The sequence below is a fragment of the Drancourtella sp. An12 genome (assembly GCF_002160935.1).
Taxonomy (GTDB): Bacteria; Bacillota; Clostridia; order Lachnospirales; family Lachnospiraceae; genus Sellimonas; species Sellimonas catena.
Genome location: NZ_NFLO01000004.1, coordinates 100,224 through 123,022, shown reverse-complemented (window position 1 = coordinate 123,022; position 22,799 = coordinate 100,224). Strand labels below are relative to the sequence as shown.

At 56.8% G+C, this 22,799-nt stretch carries 22 protein-coding genes; 1 reads left to right on the top strand and 21 read right to left on the bottom strand.

Annotation, left to right across the window (positions count from 1 at the left end; translation table 11 throughout):
• Nucleotides 1-42: 42 nt before the first annotated feature.
• The 10 genes from B5E64_RS06065 to B5E64_RS06025 all read right to left on the bottom strand — a co-directional run bounded on the left by B5E64_RS06065 (nt 43) and on the right by B5E64_RS06025 (nt 12,464).
• Nucleotides 43-2,313 carry a type IA DNA topoisomerase gene (locus tag B5E64_RS06065; RefSeq protein ID WP_087167642.1) on the bottom strand — a complete coding sequence of 757 codons (2,271 nt, stop codon included), beginning with the start codon at nt 2,311-2,313 and terminating at the stop codon, nt 43-45.
• Entirely contained in the window at nt 2,310-2,609 is a 300-nt protein-coding gene (locus B5E64_RS06060) for a hypothetical protein (protein ID WP_087167641.1), read from the bottom strand. The genes B5E64_RS06065 and B5E64_RS06060 overlap by 4 nt, the downstream gene beginning before the upstream one ends.
• Nucleotides 2,606-2,854 (bottom strand): hypothetical protein, encoded by a 249-nt coding sequence (locus B5E64_RS06055; RefSeq protein ID WP_087167640.1) that lies wholly within the window; start codon nt 2,852-2,854, stop codon nt 2,606-2,608. The genes B5E64_RS06060 and B5E64_RS06055 overlap by 4 nt, the downstream gene beginning before the upstream one ends.
• Nucleotides 2,851-4,437: a DHH family phosphoesterase gene (locus tag B5E64_RS06050; RefSeq protein WP_162610146.1), complete on the bottom strand. Its 1,587-nt coding sequence runs from the start codon at nt 4,435-4,437 to the stop codon at nt 2,851-2,853. The genes B5E64_RS06055 and B5E64_RS06050 overlap by 4 nt, the downstream gene beginning before the upstream one ends.
• 1,245 nt (nt 4,438-5,682) lie before the next feature.
• The gene (locus B5E64_RS18625) at nt 5,683-5,817 is read right to left on the bottom strand and encodes a hypothetical protein (protein WP_275532787.1); all 135 of its coding nucleotides are present in this window, start codon (nt 5,815-5,817) and stop codon (nt 5,683-5,685) included.
• Between the two features lie 68 nt (nt 5,818-5,885).
• Complete coding sequence (clpX, locus tag B5E64_RS06045) at nt 5,886-7,100, bottom strand: ATP-dependent Clp protease ATP-binding subunit ClpX (protein ID WP_162610145.1); 1,215 nt, start codon at nt 7,098-7,100, stop codon at nt 5,886-5,888.
• A 106-nt stretch (nt 7,101-7,206) separates the two neighbouring features.
• A complete protein-coding gene (locus tag B5E64_RS06040) occupies nt 7,207-8,097 on the bottom strand; it encodes a 3'-5' exonuclease (RefSeq protein WP_087167637.1) in 891 nt (296 codons plus the stop codon).
• A 1-nt stretch (nt 8,098) separates the two neighbouring features.
• A complete protein-coding gene (locus B5E64_RS06035; protein ID WP_087167636.1) occupies nt 8,099-9,397 on the bottom strand; it encodes a hypothetical protein in 1,299 nt (432 codons plus the stop codon).
• Between the two features lie 126 nt (nt 9,398-9,523).
• On the bottom strand, nt 9,524-10,378 hold the full coding sequence (locus tag B5E64_RS06030) for a single-stranded DNA-binding protein (RefSeq protein WP_087167635.1): 855 nt from the start codon (nt 10,376-10,378) through the stop codon (nt 9,524-9,526).
• A 115-nt stretch (nt 10,379-10,493) separates the two neighbouring features.
• Nucleotides 10,494-12,464 (bottom strand): hypothetical protein, encoded by a 1,971-nt coding sequence (locus B5E64_RS06025; protein WP_140398838.1) that lies wholly within the window; start codon nt 12,462-12,464, stop codon nt 10,494-10,496.
• A gap of 159 nt (nt 12,465-12,623) precedes the next feature.
• Here B5E64_RS06025 and B5E64_RS06020 point away from each other — a divergent pair, with 159 nt between their 5' ends.
• The gene (locus B5E64_RS06020) at nt 12,624-13,004 is read left to right on the top strand and encodes a hypothetical protein (protein WP_087167633.1); all 381 of its coding nucleotides are present in this window, start codon (nt 12,624-12,626) and stop codon (nt 13,002-13,004) included.
• Between the two features lie 58 nt (nt 13,005-13,062).
• Here the strand turns inward: B5E64_RS06020 and B5E64_RS06015 are convergent, their stop codons facing one another.
• The 11 genes from B5E64_RS06015 to B5E64_RS05965 all read right to left on the bottom strand — a co-directional run bounded on the left by B5E64_RS06015 (nt 13,063) and on the right by B5E64_RS05965 (nt 22,766).
• Complete coding sequence (locus B5E64_RS06015) at nt 13,063-13,788, bottom strand: hypothetical protein (protein ID WP_087167632.1); 726 nt, start codon at nt 13,786-13,788, stop codon at nt 13,063-13,065.
• Nucleotides 13,775-14,509, bottom strand: coding sequence for a hypothetical protein (locus tag B5E64_RS06010; protein ID WP_087167631.1), 735 nt, complete (start codon nt 14,507-14,509; stop codon nt 13,775-13,777). The genes B5E64_RS06015 and B5E64_RS06010 overlap by 14 nt, the downstream gene beginning before the upstream one ends.
• Before the next feature lie 13 nt (nt 14,510-14,522).
• The gene (locus B5E64_RS06005) at nt 14,523-16,904 is read right to left on the bottom strand and encodes a hypothetical protein (RefSeq protein ID WP_087167630.1); all 2,382 of its coding nucleotides are present in this window, start codon (nt 16,902-16,904) and stop codon (nt 14,523-14,525) included.
• A gap of 108 nt (nt 16,905-17,012) precedes the next feature.
• The gene (locus B5E64_RS06000) at nt 17,013-17,384 is read right to left on the bottom strand and encodes a PrgI family protein (RefSeq protein ID WP_087167629.1); all 372 of its coding nucleotides are present in this window, start codon (nt 17,382-17,384) and stop codon (nt 17,013-17,015) included.
• A 20-nt stretch (nt 17,385-17,404) separates the two neighbouring features.
• Nucleotides 17,405-18,298 (bottom strand): hypothetical protein, encoded by an 894-nt coding sequence (locus tag B5E64_RS05995; protein ID WP_087167628.1) that lies wholly within the window; start codon nt 18,296-18,298, stop codon nt 17,405-17,407.
• Nucleotides 18,299-18,363: 65 nt separating this feature from the next.
• Nucleotides 18,364-18,711, bottom strand: coding sequence for a hypothetical protein (locus B5E64_RS05990; RefSeq protein ID WP_087167627.1), 348 nt, complete (start codon nt 18,709-18,711; stop codon nt 18,364-18,366).
• 168 nt (nt 18,712-18,879) lie between these two features.
• On the bottom strand, nt 18,880-19,641 hold the full coding sequence (locus tag B5E64_RS05985) for a hypothetical protein (RefSeq protein ID WP_087167626.1): 762 nt from the start codon (nt 19,639-19,641) through the stop codon (nt 18,880-18,882).
• On the bottom strand, nt 19,635-20,579 hold the full coding sequence (locus B5E64_RS05980; protein ID WP_087167625.1) for a hypothetical protein: 945 nt from the start codon (nt 20,577-20,579) through the stop codon (nt 19,635-19,637). The genes B5E64_RS05985 and B5E64_RS05980 overlap by 7 nt, the downstream gene beginning before the upstream one ends.
• Nucleotides 20,566-20,889: a hypothetical protein gene (locus B5E64_RS05975; protein WP_087167624.1), complete on the bottom strand. Its 324-nt coding sequence runs from the start codon at nt 20,887-20,889 to the stop codon at nt 20,566-20,568. Before B5E64_RS05975 ends, B5E64_RS05980 begins: the two co-directional genes overlap by 14 nt.
• Nucleotides 20,890-20,916: 27 nt before the next feature.
• Entirely contained in the window at nt 20,917-21,615 is a 699-nt protein-coding gene (locus tag B5E64_RS05970; RefSeq protein ID WP_087167623.1) for a hypothetical protein, read from the bottom strand.
• 5 nt (nt 21,616-21,620) lie between these two features.
• Entirely contained in the window at nt 21,621-22,766 is a 1,146-nt protein-coding gene (locus B5E64_RS05965) for a ParM/StbA family protein (RefSeq protein WP_140398837.1), read from the bottom strand.
• Between the last annotated feature and the right edge of the window lie 33 nt (nt 22,767-22,799).

The following is a 22,799-nucleotide window of genomic DNA, read 5'->3' as shown; positions in this document are numbered from 1 at the left end:
TCCCGGCATTTCTGTTCCACAATTTTGCTTATTATCGTTATGCTATCCCGCTTTTTTGAGAAACCGGATCTGCTTCCCATCCAGCTGCAGGGCCGCTGAGAAGGTGGTTCCGTCCTTCTTCCGGAAGCCTTTCCGCACCGGGAGGGATTTCTTTTCCAGTAATGTCTCCAGGTCTTTGTCGGAGAGTACCTTCCCGCAGATGTTCCGGTACATGATAAGGCCGCAGTCGCAGAAGATCCCGCCCCGGTTCATTTTCACTTCCTTCCCGCAGTACGGACACATCAGTCCGGACCCAAAGGAGAAGGCAGTCTTCCCGTCTTGCAAGACCAGTTTCGCCCGGAACTCCTTCCCTTCCTTCGACCGGAAGGCCATGTGCTTCGTCTCCCCGTGTTCCCGGAGGCTGTCCAGGACTCCAGGTGTGATTGCCTGTCCGCAGACTTTCCGTCCGATCTGGAACCCGCAGCCGTCACATTGGTACAGGTACCCGGCGATCCGCAGCGGCTTTCCGCATACCGGGCAGACAGCGCCACAGGACACCTGTTCCATCTGGGTGCAGGTTTCATGGAGGCCTGCAAGCATCTGGCGGTACACGTCCTGGTAGGACGCCTCCCCACGCTGGATCTTTTTGATCTCCATATCCAGGGATGCCGCAAACACCGGGGAGCAAAGATCCATCCCGTCCATCTGCTCGATATAGCGTTTCCCCGACTCCGTAATATGCAGCCCCCGCTTATCCTGGATATACCCGTGCCGGATCAGGTCTGTCACAATGGCGTCCCGGGTAGCTGGGGTACCGATGCCCTGGGATTCCGCCAGGGACTTCTTCATAGCCGCATCCTCGATCTGGTTGGCAATGTTCTTCATGGCCAGCACCAGGGTGGTCTGGGTTAAGCGTTTCGGCGGCGTGGTGGTCTTTTCTACCGGTTCAATCCTTTCTGCCGTGATGGCAGCCCCCTCTGTCAGGTCCGGCAGTTCCCGGGACCGTGCAGCCCCGTAGAGGCTCCGCCAGCCCTGGTCTTCCACCAGCTTTCCCTGTGCCTGGAACACGGCATCCCCATGGGTGATGGTAAGCTTCGTCTTGCACTCTTTTAAAGGCGGCAGGAACTGTGCCAGAAGCCGGGTATAGATCAGCCGGCAGACATCCCGTTCCCGTTCGCTCATTTCTGAGAGCTTCGGTGTTTTGGAGGTGGGTAACAGGGCGTCGTGGGATTCCTTTGCAATCTCCGCATCGTTGACCACCATACGGTCCCCGGACACCCGCCTGATATCTGCCTGGGTGACACGGGAAGCTGCTTCTTTCAGCTCCGGGAACACGGACATCTTTTTCAGCATATCCGGGAACTCCTTTGCCTTTTCCGTGGACACGTACCGGCACTGGGTTCTCGGGTAGGAGATCACCTTATGCTTCTCGTACAGGGACTGAACCGTCTCCAGCGTCTCCGATGGCGTCAGCCCCAGCATCTGTCCCGCATCCCCCTGCAAAGCCGTCAAGTCATAGAGTTTCGGCGCACGGGTATTCGTCGTCTGCTTTTTGACTTCCCGGATGGTGCCTTTCTTTGGCACCTTTACCGCCAATGCCTCCTGCCGGTTTTCGTAGGCAATGGGCTGCCCGGACTCCCCGACCTGCACCCCGGCAAATCCCGGATAGGATGCCGTCAGGTGGTAGTAGGTCTTTGGCACGAACCGCTCAATGGCCATGGAATTGTCATACACCAGTTTCAGTGTCGGGGCCTTCACCCTTCCCACTGTCATCAGTTCCCCGGTGCGAAGCGTCATGAGCCGGGTGCCGTTCATGCCGTACAGCCAGTCTGCATGGCTTCGTAGGAGGAATGCCTGGGTAAACCGCACATGGACCGGATCATTGTGGTAGTCCGTCATGGACAGGAGGCTTTTCAAGATTTCCGGTTCCGTCAGGGAATGCTCCATGAACCGGAGGGTGGGTTTTTCCCAAAGCCCCAGGTACTGCTCCACCAGGTAGTAGATCCCGTACCCTTCCTGGTCCGAGTCCGTTCCCACAATGTACCCGTCGTATTGGCCTATGCTTTTTTTGATTTTCGCAAGCACGTCCTGTTTCCAGCGGTTCTGGATGGCTTTCACCTTCCAGTGTTCCGGGATGATGGGATAGCTGACTTCGTGCCACGGTCCGTCCCATCCCGGATAGTCCTTTGGTTCCGCAAAGCAGCAGACGTGGCCGGACAGGGCCAGGAAGTCGATGGTGCCCACCGCCGCTTTCACTTCCGCATCGTGGTGTCTGTAGCAGTCCTCCACGGACCGCATCAGGGACGGCTTTTCGGCTATGAACAGGTATCTCATTCGTTCCCCTCCTCTTCGTCATCGCAAAGCTCCAAGTGGCGGTTGATGAACCCCCGCAGGGTCTTCCGGCGGTACTCCTCCTCTTTGGTTTTTGGCGGCACCCCGTGCTCTTCCAGATGGCAGGCAAACAGGATCCATTTCTCCGGGTCCTCCTCCATCAGGTCCACATCCTCAATGGGCGGCCAGAATGTCGGCGTCCCTAAGTGTTCCGTCACTTCCAGGAACCGGTCGTAGTCCTGGAAGGTCATCCGGACGATGCCATTGTCCGGCATTTCAGGTTCCCTTGTTTCGCTCATACTCGCTGTCCTCCTTTGCTTGATTGCTGTTCCAATTCGGCTCTCAGGCACTGCCCTACGTCTCCGGCCTGTTCCCGGGCGGATTCCGCAACCCGCACAAGAAGCGGAAACATGGGTGCCAGGGCTTTCCGGTCCTCCGGGGTTACCAGATACATGAACCGGTGGAACATCCCCGGCATGGGTTCCTCCGGGTAGGTCAGGCAGAGCCTCGTAAATTCGTCTGCCGCATAGCTGAAATCCATCATGATTGCTCCTCCCTCGTCTCAAAGTCCACCAGTTCAAACCGCATCCGGCATTCGCCCTGGTACCAGTCTTCCTGCAGGTGTCCGATGCACCACAGGTCCGCCGGGCATCCCGCCTCTTCGTACCGCTGTGCCAGGGAGAATCCCAGTACCGAACAGGTCCTGCCCTTGAACAGCAGGTGGCTTCCGTCCCCGATCCTGCGGTAAGATCCGGCGGAAACATGGAACGGCATCCGGAGAAGCGGTTTCGGGTTTCCCTCCCCGAACGGGGCGAAACACTGTAACTCTTCCTGCACGGACAGAAGGTTCTTCCGGGTTAAGTCCAGGTCGTACTTCCTGTCCGGGATCTCCCGGGTATCCTCCCCGATTTCTGCCTGAAAGGCGTTCCGGAACTCGTCCAGCTTCCCGGCTTCCAGCCGGATACCTGCAGCCCCTGCATGGCCGCCGTAGCCTGCCATGGTGTCCTGGATCCGGTCCAGGGCCTGTTTTAAGTCCACCCCCGGGATGGAGCGTCCGGAGCCTTTTAAGCTGCCGTCCTCACACTTGGTGAACACCACCGCCGGGCAGTGGTACTCTTCCTGGAGGTTCCCGGCAATCAGCCCGATGATCCCTTCCCCGAAGTCCGGGTGGTAGATCACTACCGGGGTGCCTTTCACCAGCCGTCTTGCAACCGGCATGGCCTCCGAGAGGATCTGCTTGCGTGTCTGGTTCGCACGGACCAGCGCTTCGGCACGCTCCGGAAGTTCCGGGTCATCCCCGTCGGACAAAAGCACCTGTAACACACGTTCCGCTCCGTCGTCGTAAAGCCGTCCGCTTGCGTTGCATACCGGGCCGAGCTTGAACCCGTAGTCCTCTTCGGTCAGGTGATCCGTAAGCCCCATGGCGGTTAGGATCGCCCGCAATCCCGGGACGCCTCCGCCCTGGTTTAACTCCTGCAGGCCTTCCTGCACCAGCAGCCGGTTGGCGCCTGTCAAAGGCATCACGTCTGCCACCGTGGCAAGGGATGCCAGGATTTTGAGATCCACGTCTTCTGCGCCGGTTATTTCCTGCACGAACCGGTAGGCAATGCCGGCTCCGCAGTATCCCCGGTAGGTGGATGTCTCCTCGGCATTCGGGTCCACCAAAGCGTCCGCCTCCGGGAGAACGCATCTGCCCTCCCGGTCCCGTACTGCCTGGTGATGGTCCGTGACGATCACGGTCAGCCCTTTTCGTTTGGCCTTCCGGACCGCCTCCAGTGCCGCAATCCCGTTGTCGCAGGTCACAACCACACCGCTTCGGATCTCGTCGATGATGGCTTCAGACAGGCCGTAGCCCTCTGAGAACCGGCGGGGAAGCCGGTAAGCAGCCCGGATCCCCAGTTTTCGCAATCCCAACACCAGGATTGCTGTGGCACAGATCCCGTCCACGTCGTAGTCCCCTACCACCGTGACCGGCTCGTCCCGGTGAGCCATAAAGCAGGCAGCCGCTTCATGAAGCCCGGCCAGGTACGGCATTCTCTCCGGATGCAGGAACGTGTCCGTGTCCATGCCTGTGTTTCTATGCACCACGTCAGCAATGCGCTGACTGGAATCTCGTTTTTCGTACATGCTCTTTCGCTCCTTCCCTTGGTCTGGTACCAGCATAACACAAGTGGCAGCAAGCCCTGAATTTGCCTACGTACCGGACCGGGAAGGCTTGAGATGTGAATTTTATTTGCGAAAAATAATATCTTGCCAGTTTTTCGCAAAATTAAAATTCGGAACCAGGTGCCGAATTTGTCAGTCCGAAGTAGGCAGCTAGGACTGGCCTCGGAACCCTTCACCGAGAATATGGCAGATTTGTCTTCCCGAAGACAGGAGGAGGAGAAAAAACTTGTATGTCTGGCTTCTCTCCAACACCGGGAAGTACTGTAGACTCCCTTTTGATGCTCCCCTGTTGTTCTTGTACTACCCCTCCTGTATTGACCCCTCTAGGTGATCTCCTGTTGTACGTGTACTACCCCTCTATCTCTCTAACCTACGTTATTGGCTGTTGTTAGTTATATCTCTTAAAGCCAGGTATTGGATGTTATTATATATATTCCAGTACGGTACTGTACTGCGATCATACTGTCTATGTTTGTAGGGTATGGCTAAGACTAGAGTTATAGACAACACTTACGGGTAAGGTTGAACATTGTGGTATGGGCAAAGTTACTCATCCCCTCCCCTGCTAGGCGGCCGTGGAACAGGCATAACAATGCCTGAAACTAGGTGGTCGCTTTCGCCGGAGCCGTTTGTACCGATGCGCCCAGTTCGCGCATGAGCTGCCGTGGAACAAACAGACTGCGAGCCTTACTTCTCGCCAGGATTCAGGGCCGGATATACCCAAGGGCCAAGGTCTGCGCTTAAAACGCCCTATCGTCACCGATTTTCCAGCCGCCCCTCCCAGGGGGGATACTGCCGCAGATGCTGTTTTCATCTGCGACTCCAGAATTCCATTCCGGTTTTTCTGGAGATCCCAATTACATTACAAAGTAAAAACCCAGGCCGCAGGACAGGTCTTTCTTGTCAGAGAAACAAGAGATATTCTTACATGAAAAACAGACACCCTCTAACGGTGGACTCTGCAATTCATGTACCTAGTTGTTCTCTGCAACTGTCGGTGGTCCGAAATCGCACAGGTTGTTTTATCGGTGATTATTTACATGGCTATTATCCTGACCCTCCGGCTTTCATCCTTCTTCCATTCCTCTCAACACCGGGCCAGCATCCATATTCAGTTGTCTTCCGGTATTCCGCCAGAAGGAAATCCGTAGTAATATTCTGGCATCCCCGCCCGCTGCCTTATTGAGGGCGGGTTTGCCGGATGCTTCAGTCTGTCTCCTCCTGCCTTCGAGGAGGCCGGACTGACATATGGGCAGTCATCCGTTCCCCTGCCTGGGAACAGGAACCAGCCGCCGTTTTTGCCAGCTGCTTCCCTGCCTGGAAGCAGATCCTGGCTGTCATTTTCAATATGGTAGATTGCTCCGCCCGTTGACGGAAATTCTTAAAAATTTTTTTTGAAATGCGAAAGATTAACCCTCCGCCATCTGTTCCTGCAGCTCTTCCAGAAGCGTGATTTCCGGAAGATGGGTCCGGATGGACGACTCTGTGATCCGGTAGACGCAGGGCGCTTCCTCCTCGGGTGCCTGGTACATGATATCCAGCATCAGGTCTTCCATGACTGTCTGCAGTCCCCTGGCACCAGTGCCGTTCTCGGAGGCTTTTCTGGCAATCCCTTCCAGAGCCTCATCGGTAAAGGTAAGCGCCACCCCGTCCAGTTTCAGCAGATCCTGGTAGTGTCCGATCAGGCAGCCTTCCGGCTCTGTCAGCACCCGCACCAGGTCCCGGCTTGTCAGTTCAGATAAGGAAGCAATGACCGGGAGCCGTCCCATCAGTTCCGGCGTCATGCCGTAACGGATGAAATCCTCCGCCCGGTGCTGTTTCGGCTTTCGGGGCTCCCGGGTTGCCAGAAATCCAGCCGGCTTTTCCTCTGGTTCATCCATGCCGGCAAACGCCCCGCCGCAGATAAACAGGATCTGGTCCGTTTTCACGGCAGTTTTCCGCTCCTGTGCCAGCATCCGTGCCGGGCCGGACCGTACCTGCACCGTAGTGCCCTCCATCAGCTTCAGCAGGGCATTCTGGACCCCTTCCCCGCTGATATCCCGACCGTTTCCCGGCGCACCGCCTTTCTTTGCGATCTTGTCGATCTCGTCCAGGTAGACAATCCCGTGCTCGGCCGCCCGGACATCCCCTCCGGCTTTCTTCAACAGCGCTTCAATGCAGGATTCCACGTCTGCCCCGATGTACCCCGCCTCCGTGAACGAGGTAGCGTCCGCAATGACGAACGGGACATTTAAGCAGTCCGCCAGTGCCTTGGCAAGGAGGGTCTTCCCGCTCCCGGACGGCCCTGCCAGGAGGATGTTGTTCTTCTGGATGCCACGTCCCAGCTTCCCTCGTTTGAAATGGTTGTAGGCCGCCACACTCAGGATCTTTTTCGCTTCCTCTTGCCCGATGACCCGGCGGTCCAGTTCCTCCCGGATCTGCCTTGGTGTCGGGATGGCCTCCACCGGCTGCCGTTGGTGTTCCTGCCGGTAATACCCGTACAGTACCTCCAGGCATTCCCCGCAGAGGTTCAGGGTCTTTCCGTCCCGGGTGTTGATCTCCAGGCACCCTTCCTGGCTCCTTCCGCAGAACAGGCACCGCCCCTTCCCGGATGGGCGTCTTCGTTCCTTTTCTTTCTGTTCCATAAAACATAAGTCCTTTCTTATGAGTCTTTTCCCCCATGGTAGCAGAAACAGAAATTCCCCGTGAATTTGCCTACGTTCCTGTTTTTCGCACACAAAAAGAGCCTCCTTAACTGGAAGCTCTCTTTGCTTTCCCCCAAGCGGAAGCCAGGGAATCCATGTCGGAAGCCCTGTATTTCCACCCATAACGGTTTAAACACTGCTGTTCGATGTTTTTCATGTCCAGGCCGGAAAACAGTTCCCTGGCCTTTCTGGTGGCCTTACAGCCCCATCCGTGGTTCACCACGTCCCAGAAGATGTCCCCGTATTCACCCCGGCTCAGTTTCAGTTTAATGCGCTTCTGGCTTTTCTGCCGTGGGTTCTCACTGTAGGAAGCATATTCCAGCCTTGCCTGGGCCTTCTTCGGCCCTTCTTCCAGGCCGGCATACCCGGACAGGAAACGGGACAGGCACCGGGCCGTCACTTTGGCGTCCTCTGCTGCGGAATGGAACTGTACGTCCTGTTCCGGGAACAGATACCCGGCTACCGTGGAGAGTTTGTAGTTTTCCACGTCCTCCTTCGGGATCAGGTCCCTGGCCATCTCCAGAATGTCCAGGCATTCCCGTTCCCGGAAGACAAGGCCGGTCCGCTCCTCCATCTGCCGGAGCATCCGGAGGTCAAACTGGCAGTTATAGGCTGCCCACAGGTCTGCGGACTCCAGAAACCGGTAAATCTCCGGTGCAAGGGTAGATTCGTTGCCGGCGTCTGCCACCATTTCGTCCGTAATGCCCGTCAGTTCCACGATCTTGTCGCTTAACGGCTCCTCCGGGTTGATATAGCGGTTCAGGTAATGGGTCGGCACCAGGGCATGGTTGCGGATCACATAGCGGATCCCTCCGAATTCAATGATCTTCGCATCCCGCCCAAGGCCGGTAGTTTCCGTGTCAAACACGATCAGGCTTGTGCCTTCCTGAAAGTACGGCAGTACCCTGTTTTTTGTACGTTCTGCATTTCTCCACATCTTACTGTCCTCCTGCTGCTTGTTCTTCCATTGGTACCATCTGGTTTGCCAACTGATGGAACAGTTCCATCACGGCGGCTTTCATCTGGGCATCCTGCTTTGCCGGAAGGGCAACACTGGATACCATGTCCAGGATATCCTGGAAAAGCGCCCTTGCCGGATACCATCCTTCCGGGATCGGTTCCAGGCCGGCACGCCTCCTTGCCCCGAAGGGACGTAAGACTGCATCCAGCATCCCCGGCGTAAACCAAACGGAAGCCTGACCCATGGCGGCATAGCCCTCCTCAAACCGGGACATGGCCTCCGCAGCCCCTTCAAACAGGGACTGGATCCGCTGTTCCAGCTGCGGGTCCGCATGGTTGGCTTTCTGTTCCAGCAGGGGCATCGAAAAGGATGCAAACTCTGCGGAAACCGTCAGGATGTACGGCATCCGGTTGGCATCGGAAGCCTGTACCCGGACCGTCAGGTCATAATCGGCAAAGGGGCGTGGGTAGCACAGCACCAGGCTGCTCTGGAAGTCAGACACGCTCCAGCTGCAGGTATGGAACACCCCAAGCTGGGGTGCCAGGTACTGCAGGCACTGCCTGTAGAAGTCTGCCTGGGGCATGGAACGGTACCGGTTGCCGGCAATCCCGACTACCGGGTGGACACGCTCGGTGCGTTTCCTGCAGATCACGTCCAGCCGGTTCCGGTAAGTCAGTTTCTCCGCCACCAGAAGGGCTGTCCCAAGCAGGTGCTGGTCCAGCTGCTGGAAGGCCATGGTACAGTCCAGAAGCCTTCCCATGCTCGGGTAGGCGGCCTCCGTCACCGGGTACAGGACCTCCGTGGTCTCACAGTACAGGGCAAGCCCCGTTTCCGTCAGGATCCGGAACTCCGCTTCGGATACGTGCAGTTCCAGGGTGTCAAACACCGGCACGCCGTCTTCCAGGCGGTACGGTTCCCAGGGATTGATGTTCACCCAGCGGGATACCACATTCCCTTCCCAGTCCTTCTTGAGGTCCCCGGAGAGGTAACAGAGTACCGCACAGTCCGGTGTCTCAAACAGGGTCTCTTTCCGGTCCAGCTCCTCCAAGGCTTTCATGAAGCTTTGGTAGGAGCGTCCGTTCTTCCCGGTCTTTGGTTCCGGGAGCTGTGTCCCGTCATAATACAGTTTCCATCCGGCGAACCCTCCCCGTTCCCGGACACATTCCAGGGTCACCTTCTGCCCGGACTTCACCAGTACATCCCGGTTGGTCAGGGCGTCCTCTTCTTCCAGGCACTGCAGGAATTCCTCCAGGCTGGTCCCTTCACGTAACATCATAGTTGTTTCCTCCTCTTTCCAAGAAGAAACACAGGGGGAACGATATTGCTGTCCTCCTGTGTTCTCTTTCGTTTTTCCGTCTTCAATATGGAAGAAACCCCAAAGAAACGATCCGAAGGTCTGGAATTATCCAAAGATCTGTTTCTTTGCCGAGGAATACTGTTCCTGCCGGCGTTCTGCTTCCTGCTTTGCCAGGTCTTCGTCCGTCATGTGCCCTTTTAAGTATTCCAGGGAATACGGGACAAACTCCGTGGTCACGTCCGGACGCAGGTACTCCCGTCCGCACACGGCACACTCCGTCGGGACTTCCACCTTCCGGTTTCTCATAAACCCGTCCATCAGGATGGTTGCTCCCGGGATCAGGTGCCGGGCATCGTCCTCGGCCTGGTCCCCGAAGGTATACACCCAGATATAGTCTGCTGTCACATCATCCTGGCTGGCGATGTAATACTTTCGGTTGATCCCCAGCTGGTACTTGCAGAACACGGACTTGCCGTAAGGCTTCAGGTCCGGTTCACTGACCACGGTGCCGCAGATGATGGCCTGGTTGGAGACTTCCCGGTAATGCTTTGCCAGGAGCTGTTCCGGCAGGGCATTGTCATGCTCATACGCCGTATAGAGGGCGTTCAGTTTCATCATGTGGATCGGGTACACAAAGGTACTGGAGGCACGGTACTTTACATTGGTGCTGCCGCAATACGGGCAGGCGGAATGCTTATTTAACGTCAGGACGTTGAACACCCCTTTGATATCCACGATATCATAGGCATGGAGGTGTTTCAGCCTTGCCATCAGGGACTCGTCCTTCCCGTCATAGAACACCATGATGTCCTGGAATTTCTCTTCCTGGTAGATGTCGATTTCCCTCGGCATGGTACGCAGGGACACAAGGACCCGCTCCCCGCCCGGGACGCCTTCCCCCAGCACCGTGACTTCCCCTTTGACATATCCGACCACACGGACTTGGTTGTGTACTGCCATACGTTGTCACTACTGGTTAGAAACCATTTCTCCTTTCTTTTGGTATTTCCCTTAATATGGCAGAATCCCGGACCCCTCCGCCGGACACAAAAAAGGAGGCAGGGATCATCCCTGCCTACCGTTCCGGTTCCTCTTCTTCCAGGAAGATCTCCTGGCCGGTGGAGAGGTCAATGTTCCTGCCGTCTGCGGTATAGCCCACCCGCATGAGGGCGTCGTAGTCAATGTCCTCCTCCCCTTGGTACAGCGGCTCCTCCTCCCAAAGCCCGAGATCCCCTTTTGGGGCTTCCGGTACGGCTTCCCGTTCCGGCTCCCGGGTTGGCTCCGCTTCCCTGGTTTCCGGTTCCTGCCGTTCCTCCCGGGAGGGCCGTTCCACGAACCGGAACCCGGATACGTCCATGCCGTCCAGCACTGCCTGGGTCTTCAGCCGTTCAAAGGCGGCGGTGCCGTCCCCGGTCATGGGCCGGTCAAAGAGGGACACATACGGCTCCCGTTCCGGTACCGGCTGCTGGTAGTCGGCAAATTCCAAGCCACGCCCCGGCCGTTCCATGGCGGTCTTGACCGCATCCAGTGCACGGTCTAAGTCCATCCGGCTTCCGTAGCCACGGAGGGAACAGACCGGTTCCCGCCGTTCCCGGATCCCGCCGTTTCCTGCAGACAAGCCCAGCCGCATAAGCTGGGTTTCCGGTCCGGTGATCTCCACCCGGAAGTCCCCGGGTACCTTCTTCTCCCCCGTGAACGGGTTGATGGCAAACCCGTCCGTATCCCGGGATTCCTTCAGTTCCGGGTTGGCGACAGCCCCCATGACCAGCGCCATGGCCCTGGCGTCCTCCGGGTGCCCGTGGGCTTCCAGGAACTCCGACAGGGGCTTTAAGTGCCGCTCCTCCGCTACCGGGAACGTCTGCTGTTCCCCGTCGGCAGTCACCCGGATCTGGTCCGGACCCACTTTTGCAAAGGACAGGTCCTGGATGGTATATTCCCGTGCCCGGTCTTCCTTATAGGTGTCCAGCACCCGGGTAAGGACATCTTCCGGCACCGCACCCGTCAGCGGGATCTCCCCGATCCGGTGGTCATTGTAATAGAGGTCTGCCCGGTCCGTGTGCCCGTTTGCCGTCACCGCCAGGAACGCCCTTGCATGGTCCGGCGTATCAAACACCGCACTGGACAGGATCACAGTGCCCTCCCCGCCCTTCTGGATGGCTTCCAGAAGCTCCGGCTGTACTATGGACCGCATCTTCGCCGTGGTGACGGCTGCCTGTACCACGCTTTCCATGCGGCTCTCCGGCGTCTTTTCCGTATAATGGCAGAGGGCGGCTGCCAGGGCATTGGCGTTCCCCGTCAGGCACTCTTCCTTGGAGATACAGGCCAGGTGTTCCTTGTCCATGGGTACCCGGGTGCTGAACAGGAACACCCGGTCAGATTCCTCCTCCTGCACCGGCACCACCCCCAGGTCCCGGAAGGCCTGTTCCAGGTCCGGGTGGCCGAGGCAGGCAGATACCAAGCTGTCGGTCTTCCCCGGGTCCTTTAACACGTCTGCAATCTCCTGGTCGGACTTCCGGACAATCTCCGCTGCCTGCGTGGGCTGCTCCTGCCCTGCCTGGTACATCCGCTCCTTCTGGGTGCCTGCACGCTCCGGAGCTTCCTGCCTCTCTGCCCGGTCTTTGCGCTCCTCCCGGTTTTGTCTCTTCTGTTCGGATCGTAGCTGCTGGGCATCCTGTGCCTGCCGCACCGCTTCCCCGAACCGGAACTGCTCCCGCTGCCCCGTCAGGGTCTTAATCACCACCCGGGCGATCTCCGCCGCAATGGCTGCCAGGGTCACCACGGCACCCCGTACCACGCCCACAATGCCGTGGTATCCTACATGGTCCACGATATGCTCATAGGAGCTGTCATAGTCCTCCCGCCGGTCAATGCCCGCCGCACGCTTGGCCGCTTCAATGGCCTCAGCCATCATGTCCGACACATCGTAGGGGCGGTCATCCTCCCAGTCCTCCAGGTCCTCTTCCCAGCCGTCCTCTCTGGACGGGTCATCGTATGTCCCATTGTAGATCCCGGTTTCCCGGTCAAAATGTTCTTCCAAATGTCTCACCTTCCTTTTTTTCTTTTCCGGAATATGGGATTCCCGGGGCAGGATCTTTCCCGGTTTCCCATTATGTATGCAAATTCGTAGGCAAGTGGCAAAAAGGAACCGTCTTTGGTATAATGGTTCCTGTAACAGGGAGACGGTTTTTTAAATCGGAGGTCGCTTATGAAGGAAACAGTTGTGAACTATCTGAAATCGTCGTTACAGGGATGGGACTGTCCGTCAGACAATACCTTTTACCGGCAGCTGACCTGCGGGGAGGCGTTACTGACCTGGACACTCACCGTGGAGGAGGACACCCTCATCTCCCACCTGGTTGCGGAGGTTCCCCGCCAGCTGGTGCTGCCCCAGAGTCTTGCGGTGACCGGACTGAGCTGGATGTGCATTGGGAACTCCATCAGACAGACTGCCCGTTGGGATCTTTCCCTGCTTACCCCACCGAGGCTGAAAGACAAGATGGGACGGATGGTGGCCCTGATGGGCATTGCAGTGGCCGCAGACTCCCATGTCTATGAGGATGTCCTGCCAGACTTTTTACCTCTATAACAGAAAAACAGGAACCATTGCGGGGATCTCCCGTTCTGGTTCCTGTTTTCTTTCTTTCTTAAAACTTGCCCCGTTTGTGGAGGACGAAGATCACACCGAGGCCTGCAGCCGTCATGATTAGCAGCGGCACGGCCTTTAACAGGTTGTTGGTCTCCTGCTGTTTGGGTGTCTGGGTTTCGGTTTCAGACGGTGTTTCCCGTTCGGTTTCCGTCTCCCCCGGGTCTACAACGTCCCCTTCCGGCTCCTCTGCCGTCCCGGTCTCTTCCGGAAGTTCCGAAACCGGGTCTTCTTCCGTCTCCCCGGAGTCTGATCCCGTTTCCTGCCATTCGGCAAGTTCCCCGGTGAGGGCACCGTCCTGCTTCATCATGACGGACTCATACATCATGTCCAGTTTCTCTGTCTCCTGTTTCCCGATGGAAATCCGGATTTCCTGATATGTGTCCCCCGGGGCAACCGAGAACTGGCTTGTCACGCCGTAGCCCATCTGTTCCACGTCCCCGTTGCCGCCGGAATAGGTAATGTCCGTGACCTGGTAGTCCCCTTCCGGGACGGAAAGCTCCAGGCCGGAATCCGGCACCTGGTCACAGTCAATCTCCAGCTCCCGGCTTCCCCCGGCACTGTCCTGGCAGGTGACGGTAAAGTAGTCCCCTTTCTTTAATTCCAGGCTGTCCTCATAGTTCAGCTGGACCGTCAGGGTACCGTCCGCCGCCAGCACCGGTACCTGTATGTAGAAGGCCGCCGCCAGTACCGGAAGGCACTTCCAGATTCGTCTATTCTTCCTCATGTGCTTCCTCCTTCGTTTCTTCCCTGTCATCGGTGAACCGGACGTTCGGGTGTTCCTCGCTCTCCCGCTGTTTCGCCGGGTCCCGTTCCTGTTCCTGCTGTGCCAACGGATGCCGGAGCCGTTTCTTCATGTCACGGTCAATCTGGTTCTCCTGGCGCTTCGCTTCCTTCTCCTCTTCCAGTGCCTGCTCGATGTCGGCGTCAATCTCTTCCTCGTACCGCCTCAGTTCCAGGTCAATCTCCCGGTGGATGGCCTCATAGTCGATCTGGTCCGTTTCCAGGATGCCGCAGGCCTGGTTGTCGAAGGCAAGGATCAGGCGCAGGGCGCCCTCCTTCTCATACCCGTCGCAGAACACCAGCTGGGTAAAGTGCAGGACCACCTGCCCCTCCAAAAGGAACGGCACCAGAATCAGGGACAGGACTTCCCGGTCATGGGCCGGGTCCTTCAACTGCCCCAGGTAGTCCCGGCACAGTTCCAGGCACCGGGTATAGGCTCCCCGGCTAAGCGCCGGGAAGTCCGCCGTGATGACGGCAGCCCCTCCGGATATGGAAAGGCCAAATACCGCCTGTTCCAGGACCTCTTCCCGGAGGCAGTCCGCATGGGATCCGTCTACCAGGTCCACGGACAGGCTTGCCGCACTGCGTGGGGATCCGTCCGGGTCCGTGCCCTTTGCCGTCTCCAGGATATCTTCTACAGTCAGTGTCAGTGTATTGTCGTTCATTTCTCCCCGCCTCCTAGTATGTTTCTTCCGGTTTCGTGGTCATGATCTGGTACAGCTTCGTCTTCTTCGGGAAGGAGTCGTCCATCGGGATGATGTCCTCCCCGATCCGGATCAGGCCCATGCCCGGTTTTGCGGAGCTGATGTATTTCTGCTCCTCCTTCGAGATATTCAGCATGGTGGACAGCTGCTCCTTGTTGATTGGTGCCTGCCCTAAAAGGATCAGGAAGGCGGAGTTGTTGATGATGGCCCTGGCATCTTCCGATTTCAGCATATCCTCAATATTCTGGGTAATGGCAGTCGGGATGCCGTTCCATTTCCTAGCACGTTTCCAAATCTGGGCAATGTACGCCGCAGACGTCGGGGTCTGCATCAGGTTGTGGAACTCGTCAATGTAGATCCAGGTACGCTTCCCTTCCGACGCATTTAAAATCATCTGGTTCCAGATATGGTCCAGGCAGATCTGCAGCCCCAGTTCCTTTAAGCCGGAACCGATATCCTTGACGTTGAACACCACGAACCGGTTGTTGATGTTGACGTTGGTGTGGTGGGAGAAAATGTCCTGGGTGCGCACGTACCGTTCCATGGACAGTGCCAGGTTCTGGGCTTCCATCTGTGGCTGACGGAGCAGCTCGTTGTAGAAATCCAGCATGGTCGGTGCCGTTTCCATATCAATGCTCTTCCCTGTCTCCTGCAGGTGTGCCAGGTACGGCTCGTAAATGTTCATCACACAGCGGTCGATAATGGAAATCTCCATAGGGGAGAGGCCGTACCTTCCGCCAATGGCAATCTCACAGATGGTTTCAATGAAGTCCGTCTTGACCTTTACCGCATCCCCGTTCTTGTCCTTGTTTTCGATGTTCAGGTCAAACGGGTTGATGTACACGCCCGAACCCTTTGCCACCTGCACCACGGACCCGCCCAGGGTCTCCGCAAGGCGGCTGTACTCGTTCTCTGGGTCGATGCAGTAGATCTGGTCCGTATGGATGTCCCCGCCCAGCAGCACATTGACCATTTCCCTCTTGGCCGCAAAACTCTTCCCGGCACCCGGCATACCCAGGATGCAGGCATTCGGGTTTAAGTTGCTGGTGCGGTTGTACAGGATCATGTTCCTGCTGGACGCATTGAGTCCGTAGTACAGGCCGTTCTTCTGCCGGATCTCCTGCACGGCAAACGGGATGATGGCAGACACGCTGTTGGTGGTCATGACCCGGTTGATCTCCACCTGTTTGTTCGCCAGGGGCAGGGTTGTATTGAAGCCCGCCTCCATCATCATGCTTAAGGATTTTAAGGTTACCAGGCTGTTTGCCGCAATGGATTTCAACTGGGTCTCCTGATTTTTCAGGGAATCCAGGTCCGGCGCAAACAGGGTGATGACCATGCACACGCTGAACAGGTGGCTGTTGTCCTTGGTGATCTCCGACATCAGGTCATTGGCTTCCCCCTGGGCCTCGGAGAGTTCCGGGGAAATGAGGGAGGCGTCAATGCCGCTTCGTGCTGCAGACTTCTGGGTGTCTACAATGCTGGCGGAGATATTCACCCTCTGGCGTTTCACCATCTTGATGGCATCGTCCTGTGGGATGACCTGGAAGTACACGCTGACGATCATGTTGGTGGACAGCTTCGCAAAGTCCGTCAGCAGGGTGCCCTTGATCCAGTTCGGGTAGTTGGCGATGTAATAGCTTTTGGCATAGCTGTCCCCGATGACGGCGTACTGGTCCGTGAACTTCATGCAGGCCGGCGCAATCACGTCCTTGGACGTAATGCCCTGTTTCGCACAGTTTTCAATGGAGAAGGCCTCCGCCTCATGCCCTTCGATCTGCCCTTTCCGGTACAACGGCAGGGCGGAATCCTGGTTGTATAAGGAGTTCAGGATTTCCAGCCGCTCCTCTAAGGACAGGGGCGGGCAGTCATGCTTGGTCATGTTGTACATCCCCTCCGAGATCTGGGCGTCCAGCGGCACAAACCGTTCCATGGCAGCGTCAATGCCGTTTGCACGTAAGGAAAGGGTCAGCAGCATTTCCGTCTCCAGGTTGTTCTTTGCCCCTGTCATCTTCTCCAGGAGCATTTCGTTGTACTCCTCACGGTACTCGTTTAAGGAATCCGGCTTCACTTCCAAAAGCACGTCTTCCTGGAATTTCATAATATCCACGGTTTTATTAATCAACGAAATCTCTGTCAGCACATCGGAACCCATGGCTCCTAAAAAATCAGCATACTGCTGTGCCAGCATCCACTGGGTCTTATTCCCGGCGGTCTTGAAGTTGACGTTGGGGATCCGGTAACTGCGGGAATAGACTCCCGGTTCCGTCTCAATGATCCCGTTATCGTAGACTGCCTCATATGGGATGGATTCCGTGGCAGTATTCGCAATCGGTTTCTTCTTCTTCTTTGACATGAATGTTTGCTCCTTCCTTTCTGAATCCGTTTCCCTCAATATGGAAGATTTCCCACGCCCTTGGGGAAACAGGCAAAAAGAGGGGTCCCGCCCACGGGGCGGAACCCTTTACTTGAATGCCTTGTAGGTTTTTGACTTCTTTGGTTTCTTACCGTCCCCCGGCTCTGCTTTCAGGAACCGGCGGACGTTTTTCCTCCTGGACGGTGCCAGGAACTTGGTCTGGACCAGGATCTTCAAATACTTTTCCAGCGGCAGGTCCATCGGCGTGCAGTAGCCGAAGGCCATGATGGGGATGTCCAGGAACAGGATCACGTAGAACAGAAATTCCACCGGCATCCCCAGGGGCTGGTAGGCCAGCTTGTAAAACAGGACGTCGAACGCCAGCGCAATTCCCAGGCAGAGGATCTGGCGGCTGGTGAACGGCCCTACCAGGCGGGTCTTGTATTTCAGTATGTCCTTTGGTACTTTTACTTCAATCATCGCAAATCTCCTTCCCTGATTTAATGTGCCCCAACGACATCGCTTGCCAGCTGGTTGGCTTTCATGATGGCACCGATGGCTCCCAGGTTGATGACCAGGATGGCCGCAACAAGTCCGTAGTTGGATACGATCTCCATGGCATTATCCGATGACACTGCAGTGATCCCGCTTGCATGGAGCACGGTGGTGGTCACGGTCGCCTGCAGCCGGGATGCGGCATACAGGATGCCCGCAATGACTGCCAGGGACAGGCCGTCCGCTGCGAACTTCTTCAAGTACCGCACGGCATTGCTGCGGGACTGGTCCTCAAAGCACTGCGCCACCGCAATGGGGCTGAAAATCGCACGGGTCACCAGCATGACGGCATTGGATACCGCAAGGAAATAGGCTGCGATCCGGGCTGCCCATCCGGTCAGATAAGTCAGCATACAGATAATCATGGCACCCAGGTTCCCGGTGATGGCTTTGATGCCGTTCCCGACAATCTTTTCGTCCTTGACCGTCTCCCAGGACGGGAAAGTGTTCTGTCCCCAGAACTTAACTCCTAAGTTCACATCGCTTAGGTCCTGGCCGCTGATTCCCTCATAGATCAGGTGGACGATGGTAAACAGGGCGGACAGGATTTCCGGCAGGTAGATCAGGATCATGATCCCGATCATCAGCTTGACAAAGGAAAGGATCAGGCGCTCCAGGGTAATCATGTCCCGGGATGCCTGCCCTGCCATGTCCATAAAGTAGTAAATCACAATCAGGGTCCCTGCCGCCGCCGAGAAGATGGTTACCATGTCCCGGATCTCGGAAATGGTCATGACCGCCGCAAGGCCGTTGACGATATAGCTCATGAAATCCGCCACGTTCTGAGCCAGGGTGTTGTCAAAGATCACTGACAAGGCATTGTAGATTAAATGATCCAACAAAATCCCCCTTTCTGAAAAAGAAGGAAGAAATGCGGGATTTCTTCCTCCGGTTTTGAACAAAATTAACTCAAATATTCAAGCAGATCCAACGCTTCGATAATGGTAGGCATTGCGATCAGCAGGATCCCGACTACCAGGATGGATGCAGATTTTGACTTGGCGTCCGGGTTTTCATCCTTGAATGCCAGGATCATCTGCCCAAAGGCATAGATGGCAAGCAGGATTCCGATGGCACGGAAAATGATGCCGATGTACTCAAGCAGTGTGCCGAGAATGCTTGTCAGCTCCGATGGTGCATCTGCAGCAAACGCCGGGCAGATTGTCACCATTGCTGTCAGCAGCCCCAGAAGGACGGCCGTCATGAGTAACTGCCGTTTCCCGATGTTCGGTTTGCTCATTGTAAGATTCATTGTGTGATACCCCTTTCTTCTAAGATGCCCCTAATATGGAAGATCGAAAGGGGGAACGAATTTCCGGTGCCGGGACGTGCGCCCCTGCCGGTTCCGTTTTTTGACGCCAGCGCCATCTATGAAATTAATTTCTTACAATTCTGCCATTTTTCTTTTATTTGCCTTACATCAATCTTTATTTTCTCGTTTTTGAGAAAACGGAACCTGATTCCGTTTTTTCGTCTCATCCTGCCGGAGGGCAAGGAACAGGGTCTCCAAGACCCACAGGAGTGCCACGCACAGGAACATCCCCATGGACTGGTATGCCGCATAGCCGATGAAGAGTACCTGGGGGAGGAGCCACAGAAGCCTGCCCTTCTGCCAGGTGCCGTTTTGCTGTTCCGTTGCGGCAAGCACCGCCACCAGCACCAGAAGGACGGGCAGCACCAGGCCCCAGGTTCCCCACAGGGATTTGTGGACGTCCGGGAAGATGCCCATGCCCCGGATCTGGTCCATGGTACGGAACAGGTGGGTGTACAGGTCCTGGGGGCTGCACTTCCAGGCATCCCGCTCTGCCGATGTCAGGTAATAAAGGAAAGATGCTATGTTCCCGCTGTCCCCGGCGGCTGCCGCCCCGATCCCCGACCGGGAGACAAAGGAGGCAAGGTAGTCCTCCGATGCCTGGATGATCCCGGCGGTGGTGGCAAGGGCCAGGTGCATCCGTTCATGGACCATGGGCATCCGTTCAATGACGTACTGGACCCACAGGGCAAAGGCCATGGACACCGGCCCCAGGGCAGCTTTCGGGTACCGTGGGATCCGGTAGAGGGTCAGGGAAACAAGGAGGGCAAACACCGCCGTCAGGACGGCAATCTGCAGCCCCATGCGGTCCGTGATGTGGGATAACAGGCCAAGGCAGGACTCCCCGGCCTGGTCCAATGCCGCTACCATAGGTCCTCCTCGTACAGGAGCACGCTGACTTTTTCATAGTAGGCGGCTTCCTGTTTGATTTTTTGGAAGACGGACTCTTTGAGTTCCATTTCCGGGTTCCGTTCCGTGACCGACCAGGACAGGTTGAACTCCTCGGCGTTGGAGGACCGCAGGATCAGTACCGTGAACCCCAACAGCTGCTGCATACTCAGCACCACCGTCTCCTGCATCCCGAACAGTTCCTTTTTGATGTGTTCGTGGAGGCGGTTCTGCAGTTCCAGCATCAGGAGGGCTTTGGCGTCGTCCAGCTGGTTATGGAACTCCTGGTACTCCTGCTTCTGCCCCCTGGTATTGAAGATCTGCTGCTCCACGTCCTTCCCGGAAGCCTCGGTCATCTGCTGGCGTGCCGGGGCAGGGCCTTTCCCCGACGGCTTCCCCGGTTTCTTTTCCCCACTGCGTGGCTTCCCAGGCAGCTTCCCCTTGTCCCCCTCCGGCATCTTGTGGCCTTCCGTTGCCAGGCCGATCATGTCCATCAGGTTATACTGCAGGTCTTCCTCCGGCTCCTTTTCTTTCCGGATCTGCTTGACCTGGAAGTTCTTGTGGAAGGTCAGGGACTCACAGGCCGCCGCCAGTTCCCCTTCCCGTTCCCGCAGCCCTTCCATGGTGCTCCCGATCAGGTACACCTTCTTTTTGGCCTCCTCCTTGTCCAGGTAGTCCCGGAGGATCCGGAGACCCGCTTCCAGCGGCTCCTCCCCGGAAAGCTCCATGACCTTGACCTGCGCCTTCTTCTTCATGTTCTGAAGGAGGTTCTTCTGGGCAGTGCTTGGCTCCTCCCCGCCGTCCAGGAGGAAGATGATATCGGTCTTTTCCAGGGTGTTCAGTACCGTGGCGCTCCGGCTTCCCCATTCCCGGATGTCGGCAAGGGACGCCAGGAACACCCGGTTATCAAAGGCTGCCATGTTCGTCCCCTCCCCCTGCCCGGTTCAGCAGGTCTGCCATGTCCAGATCCAGGGATTCCCGTGGCGGCACTGCCTCAAAACCGGAAGCGATTAGCAGGTGCTTCCGGATCCGGTCATCTGCCAGCTGGATCCGGTTGGTCTGGGCACTGTACACCAGATTCCGGTACTTGGTCCCTTTTTCCGTGTTCCCTGTCACGACGGAAAAGAAACACGGCAGATGGTGGATCTGGGCAAACTCCAGCAGGTCCTTTAACTTGTCTTCCAGCTCCTGCTCCTCTTTGGGTTTCAGTGCAATCTTGGTTGGTTCCATAGTATTTTCTGCTCCTTTCGTAAACTGTTAAATTAAGGCGGAGAAGAGGTCCGTCAGGTCTTCTTCCTCTGTCCCCGGAAGCGGCACGTCCGGGGATATGAACCGGGCATCCACAGGCGTCCCTGCCGCCTCCTGCTGTTTCATTCCCTCTCCGGGTGCGGACGCTGCCGGGGCACCTCGTTTCTCCCCTGTCCTGTCCGGTGCCTTGCGGGTTTCCGGTGCCGGTGTGTCCGACCCCTTCCCGTTTGCCGCCTCCGGTTCCGTTGCCACAGGCTTCGGCTTCCGGTTCCGTGCCGGTTCCCGTTCTGTAAAGGATGCGGCGTCTGCCAGGGGCTTCCCTTTCCGGAGGCACTGGTACCGTTCTGCAAAGGCGGCAAGGTCTTTCGGGTCACGGAAAAACTGCCCGGTTGCCGGATACATCAGGTACAGCCGAAGCAGGTTTTTGATAAAGTTGTTCCGGTACCCCGGCGTGATATGGTTTAAAAGCCGGATGATCTCCCGGTCTTTCTCTTTCTCTCCTGACAGCCGCAGGGTACGGGCATAGACCTTTTTCGCCGGCAGGGGTTCCTCACGGAGTTCTGGGATCCGGATCACGAAATGCTTCCCTTCCACGAACGCCGCCAGACAGCAGTACGCCGCCTTCTGCAGGCAGAACCGGTGGCGGGCCACCAGTTCCATCAGGTCCAGGTCATGGGGCTTGTACAGCCGGATTTGATATCTTGGCATTCCAATCACCTCTTATTGTTTTTGTCCATGCTGTAGCGGTACAGGTAGTACCCCCGCACATTGGAATACAGGAACGGCAGGGTCGGGTCGTTCCGGTTGCTCGGGAGGATCTGCAGGGTCTTCATCCCTTTCAAGTAGTCGCAGATCTTCGCATACCAGGCTTCCCCGGTTCCCCCGCCCACAATCAGGTACTTGTATTCCCGGAAGGAATTGGTGACGTTCCGTGCCTTTTCCATGGCCTTTTTGAACACGTCCCCGCTTGCCTGTTCCAGGTACGGGGAGAGGTCCTTTTCCCCGGCTTCCATCTGTTCCTCGTTGACATACTCCACGGTGCCACGCTCCAGGCATTTCTGCAGTGCCGGTACCCGGATGTCTTCCTGCAGGTCGTCTAAGATCCTGCCGGAGGTCTCCTTTAACACCTCCCGCATCCCGATGTCGTCAATGCTCTCCCGGCATACGATGGCACGGCTTTTTAACCCATAAAAGTCAAAGGTGCCAAAGCCGATGTCCAGCACCAGGGAATTGCTGTACAGAAGGTCCCTGGCATCCGGGGCATACTCCCCGTTGCTGCGGATCAGGGCCGAATACAAGGATCCTGCCGGCTGGGGCATGAGGTAGATCTGGTCCGGCCGGAAGTCCAGCCTGCACAGCTTCCATGGCTCCAGGCCCACTTTCAATTCAAACTCCCGGGTGCCGCATAAGGCTTTCCGCATGGCCTGGGAATCCGCTTCCAGGTAGGCAGGCGGCAATCCTGTCTGGACTACCGGGGAACGGTTGTCCTTTTTCTTTTGCATGGCAAGCGCCAGGGAGGCATTGCACAAGATCTGGAAGGCATGGCTGCTGTAGCGTTTCCTGGAGAACAACTCACTCTCCGTGTCGTTGGTGTCCGTGGAACTGACCAGGTTCTGGGCGGTTTTCCCAATGAGGTACAACTCCCCATTCCCGTCCCGGTACAGCAAATCTTCCGGACTTTGGATGGTCAGCTGGTTTTCGGTGATCCGTTTGACAAAGCTTGGGATACAGAAATACCCGGTTTCGTGGAACACCTTCATGCTGGAATAGCCGGCGTCCAGCCCGATGATGTAGTGGTTCCCCTTGGGCTGGATCCGTTCATGGAATTCATGTCTGGTTCGGTATTTTTTCGTATTCACAAATTGATGCAGGACACGCAAACACGGCGCATC

Excerpts from the sequence above, each read along its gene's own strand:
- B5E64_RS06065 (WP_087167642.1), bottom strand. The coding sequence starts at position 2,313 with ATGAGATACCTGTTCATAGCCGAAAAGCCGTCCCTGATGCGGTCCGTG.
- B5E64_RS06060 (WP_087167641.1), bottom strand. The coding sequence starts at position 2,609 with ATGAGCGAAACAAGGGAACCTGAAATGCCGGACAATGGCATCGTCCGG.
- B5E64_RS06055 (WP_087167640.1), bottom strand. The coding sequence starts at position 2,854 with ATGATGGATTTCAGCTATGCGGCAGACGAATTTACGAGGCTCTGCCTG.
- B5E64_RS06050 (WP_162610146.1), bottom strand. The coding sequence starts at position 4,437 with ATGTACGAAAAACGAGATTCCAGTCAGCGCATTGCTGACGTGGTGCAT.
- B5E64_RS18625 (WP_275532787.1), bottom strand. The coding sequence starts at position 5,817 with ATGACAGCCAGGATCTGCTTCCAGGCAGGGAAGCAGCTGGCAAAAACG.
- clpX (WP_162610145.1), bottom strand. The coding sequence starts at position 7,100 with ATGGAACAGAAAGAAAAGGAACGAAGACGCCCATCCGGGAAGGGGCGG.
- B5E64_RS06040 (WP_087167637.1), bottom strand. The coding sequence starts at position 8,097 with ATGTGGAGAAATGCAGAACGTACAAAAAACAGGGTACTGCCGTACTTT.
- B5E64_RS06035 (WP_087167636.1), bottom strand. The coding sequence starts at position 9,397 with ATGATGTTACGTGAAGGGACCAGCCTGGAGGAATTCCTGCAGTGCCTG.
- B5E64_RS06030 (WP_087167635.1), bottom strand. The coding sequence starts at position 10,378 with ATGGCAGTACACAACCAAGTCCGTGTGGTCGGATATGTCAAAGGGGAA.
- B5E64_RS06020 (WP_087167633.1), top strand. The coding sequence starts at position 12,624 with ATGAAGGAAACAGTTGTGAACTATCTGAAATCGTCGTTACAGGGATGG.
- B5E64_RS06015 (WP_087167632.1), bottom strand. The coding sequence starts at position 13,788 with ATGAGGAAGAATAGACGAATCTGGAAGTGCCTTCCGGTACTGGCGGCG.
- B5E64_RS06010 (WP_087167631.1), bottom strand. The coding sequence starts at position 14,509 with ATGAACGACAATACACTGACACTGACTGTAGAAGATATCCTGGAGACG.
- B5E64_RS06005 (WP_087167630.1), bottom strand. The coding sequence starts at position 16,904 with ATGTCAAAGAAGAAGAAGAAACCGATTGCGAATACTGCCACGGAATCC.
- B5E64_RS06000 (WP_087167629.1), bottom strand. The coding sequence starts at position 17,384 with ATGATTGAAGTAAAAGTACCAAAGGACATACTGAAATACAAGACCCGC.
- B5E64_RS05990 (WP_087167627.1), bottom strand. The coding sequence starts at position 18,711 with ATGAATCTTACAATGAGCAAACCGAACATCGGGAAACGGCAGTTACTC.
- B5E64_RS05985 (WP_087167626.1), bottom strand. The coding sequence starts at position 19,641 with ATGGTAGCGGCATTGGACCAGGCCGGGGAGTCCTGCCTTGGCCTGTTA.
- B5E64_RS05980 (WP_087167625.1), bottom strand. The coding sequence starts at position 20,579 with ATGGCAGCCTTTGATAACCGGGTGTTCCTGGCGTCCCTTGCCGACATC.
- B5E64_RS05975 (WP_087167624.1), bottom strand. The coding sequence starts at position 20,889 with ATGGAACCAACCAAGATTGCACTGAAACCCAAAGAGGAGCAGGAGCTG.
- B5E64_RS05970 (WP_087167623.1), bottom strand. The coding sequence starts at position 21,615 with ATGCCAAGATATCAAATCCGGCTGTACAAGCCCCATGACCTGGACCTG.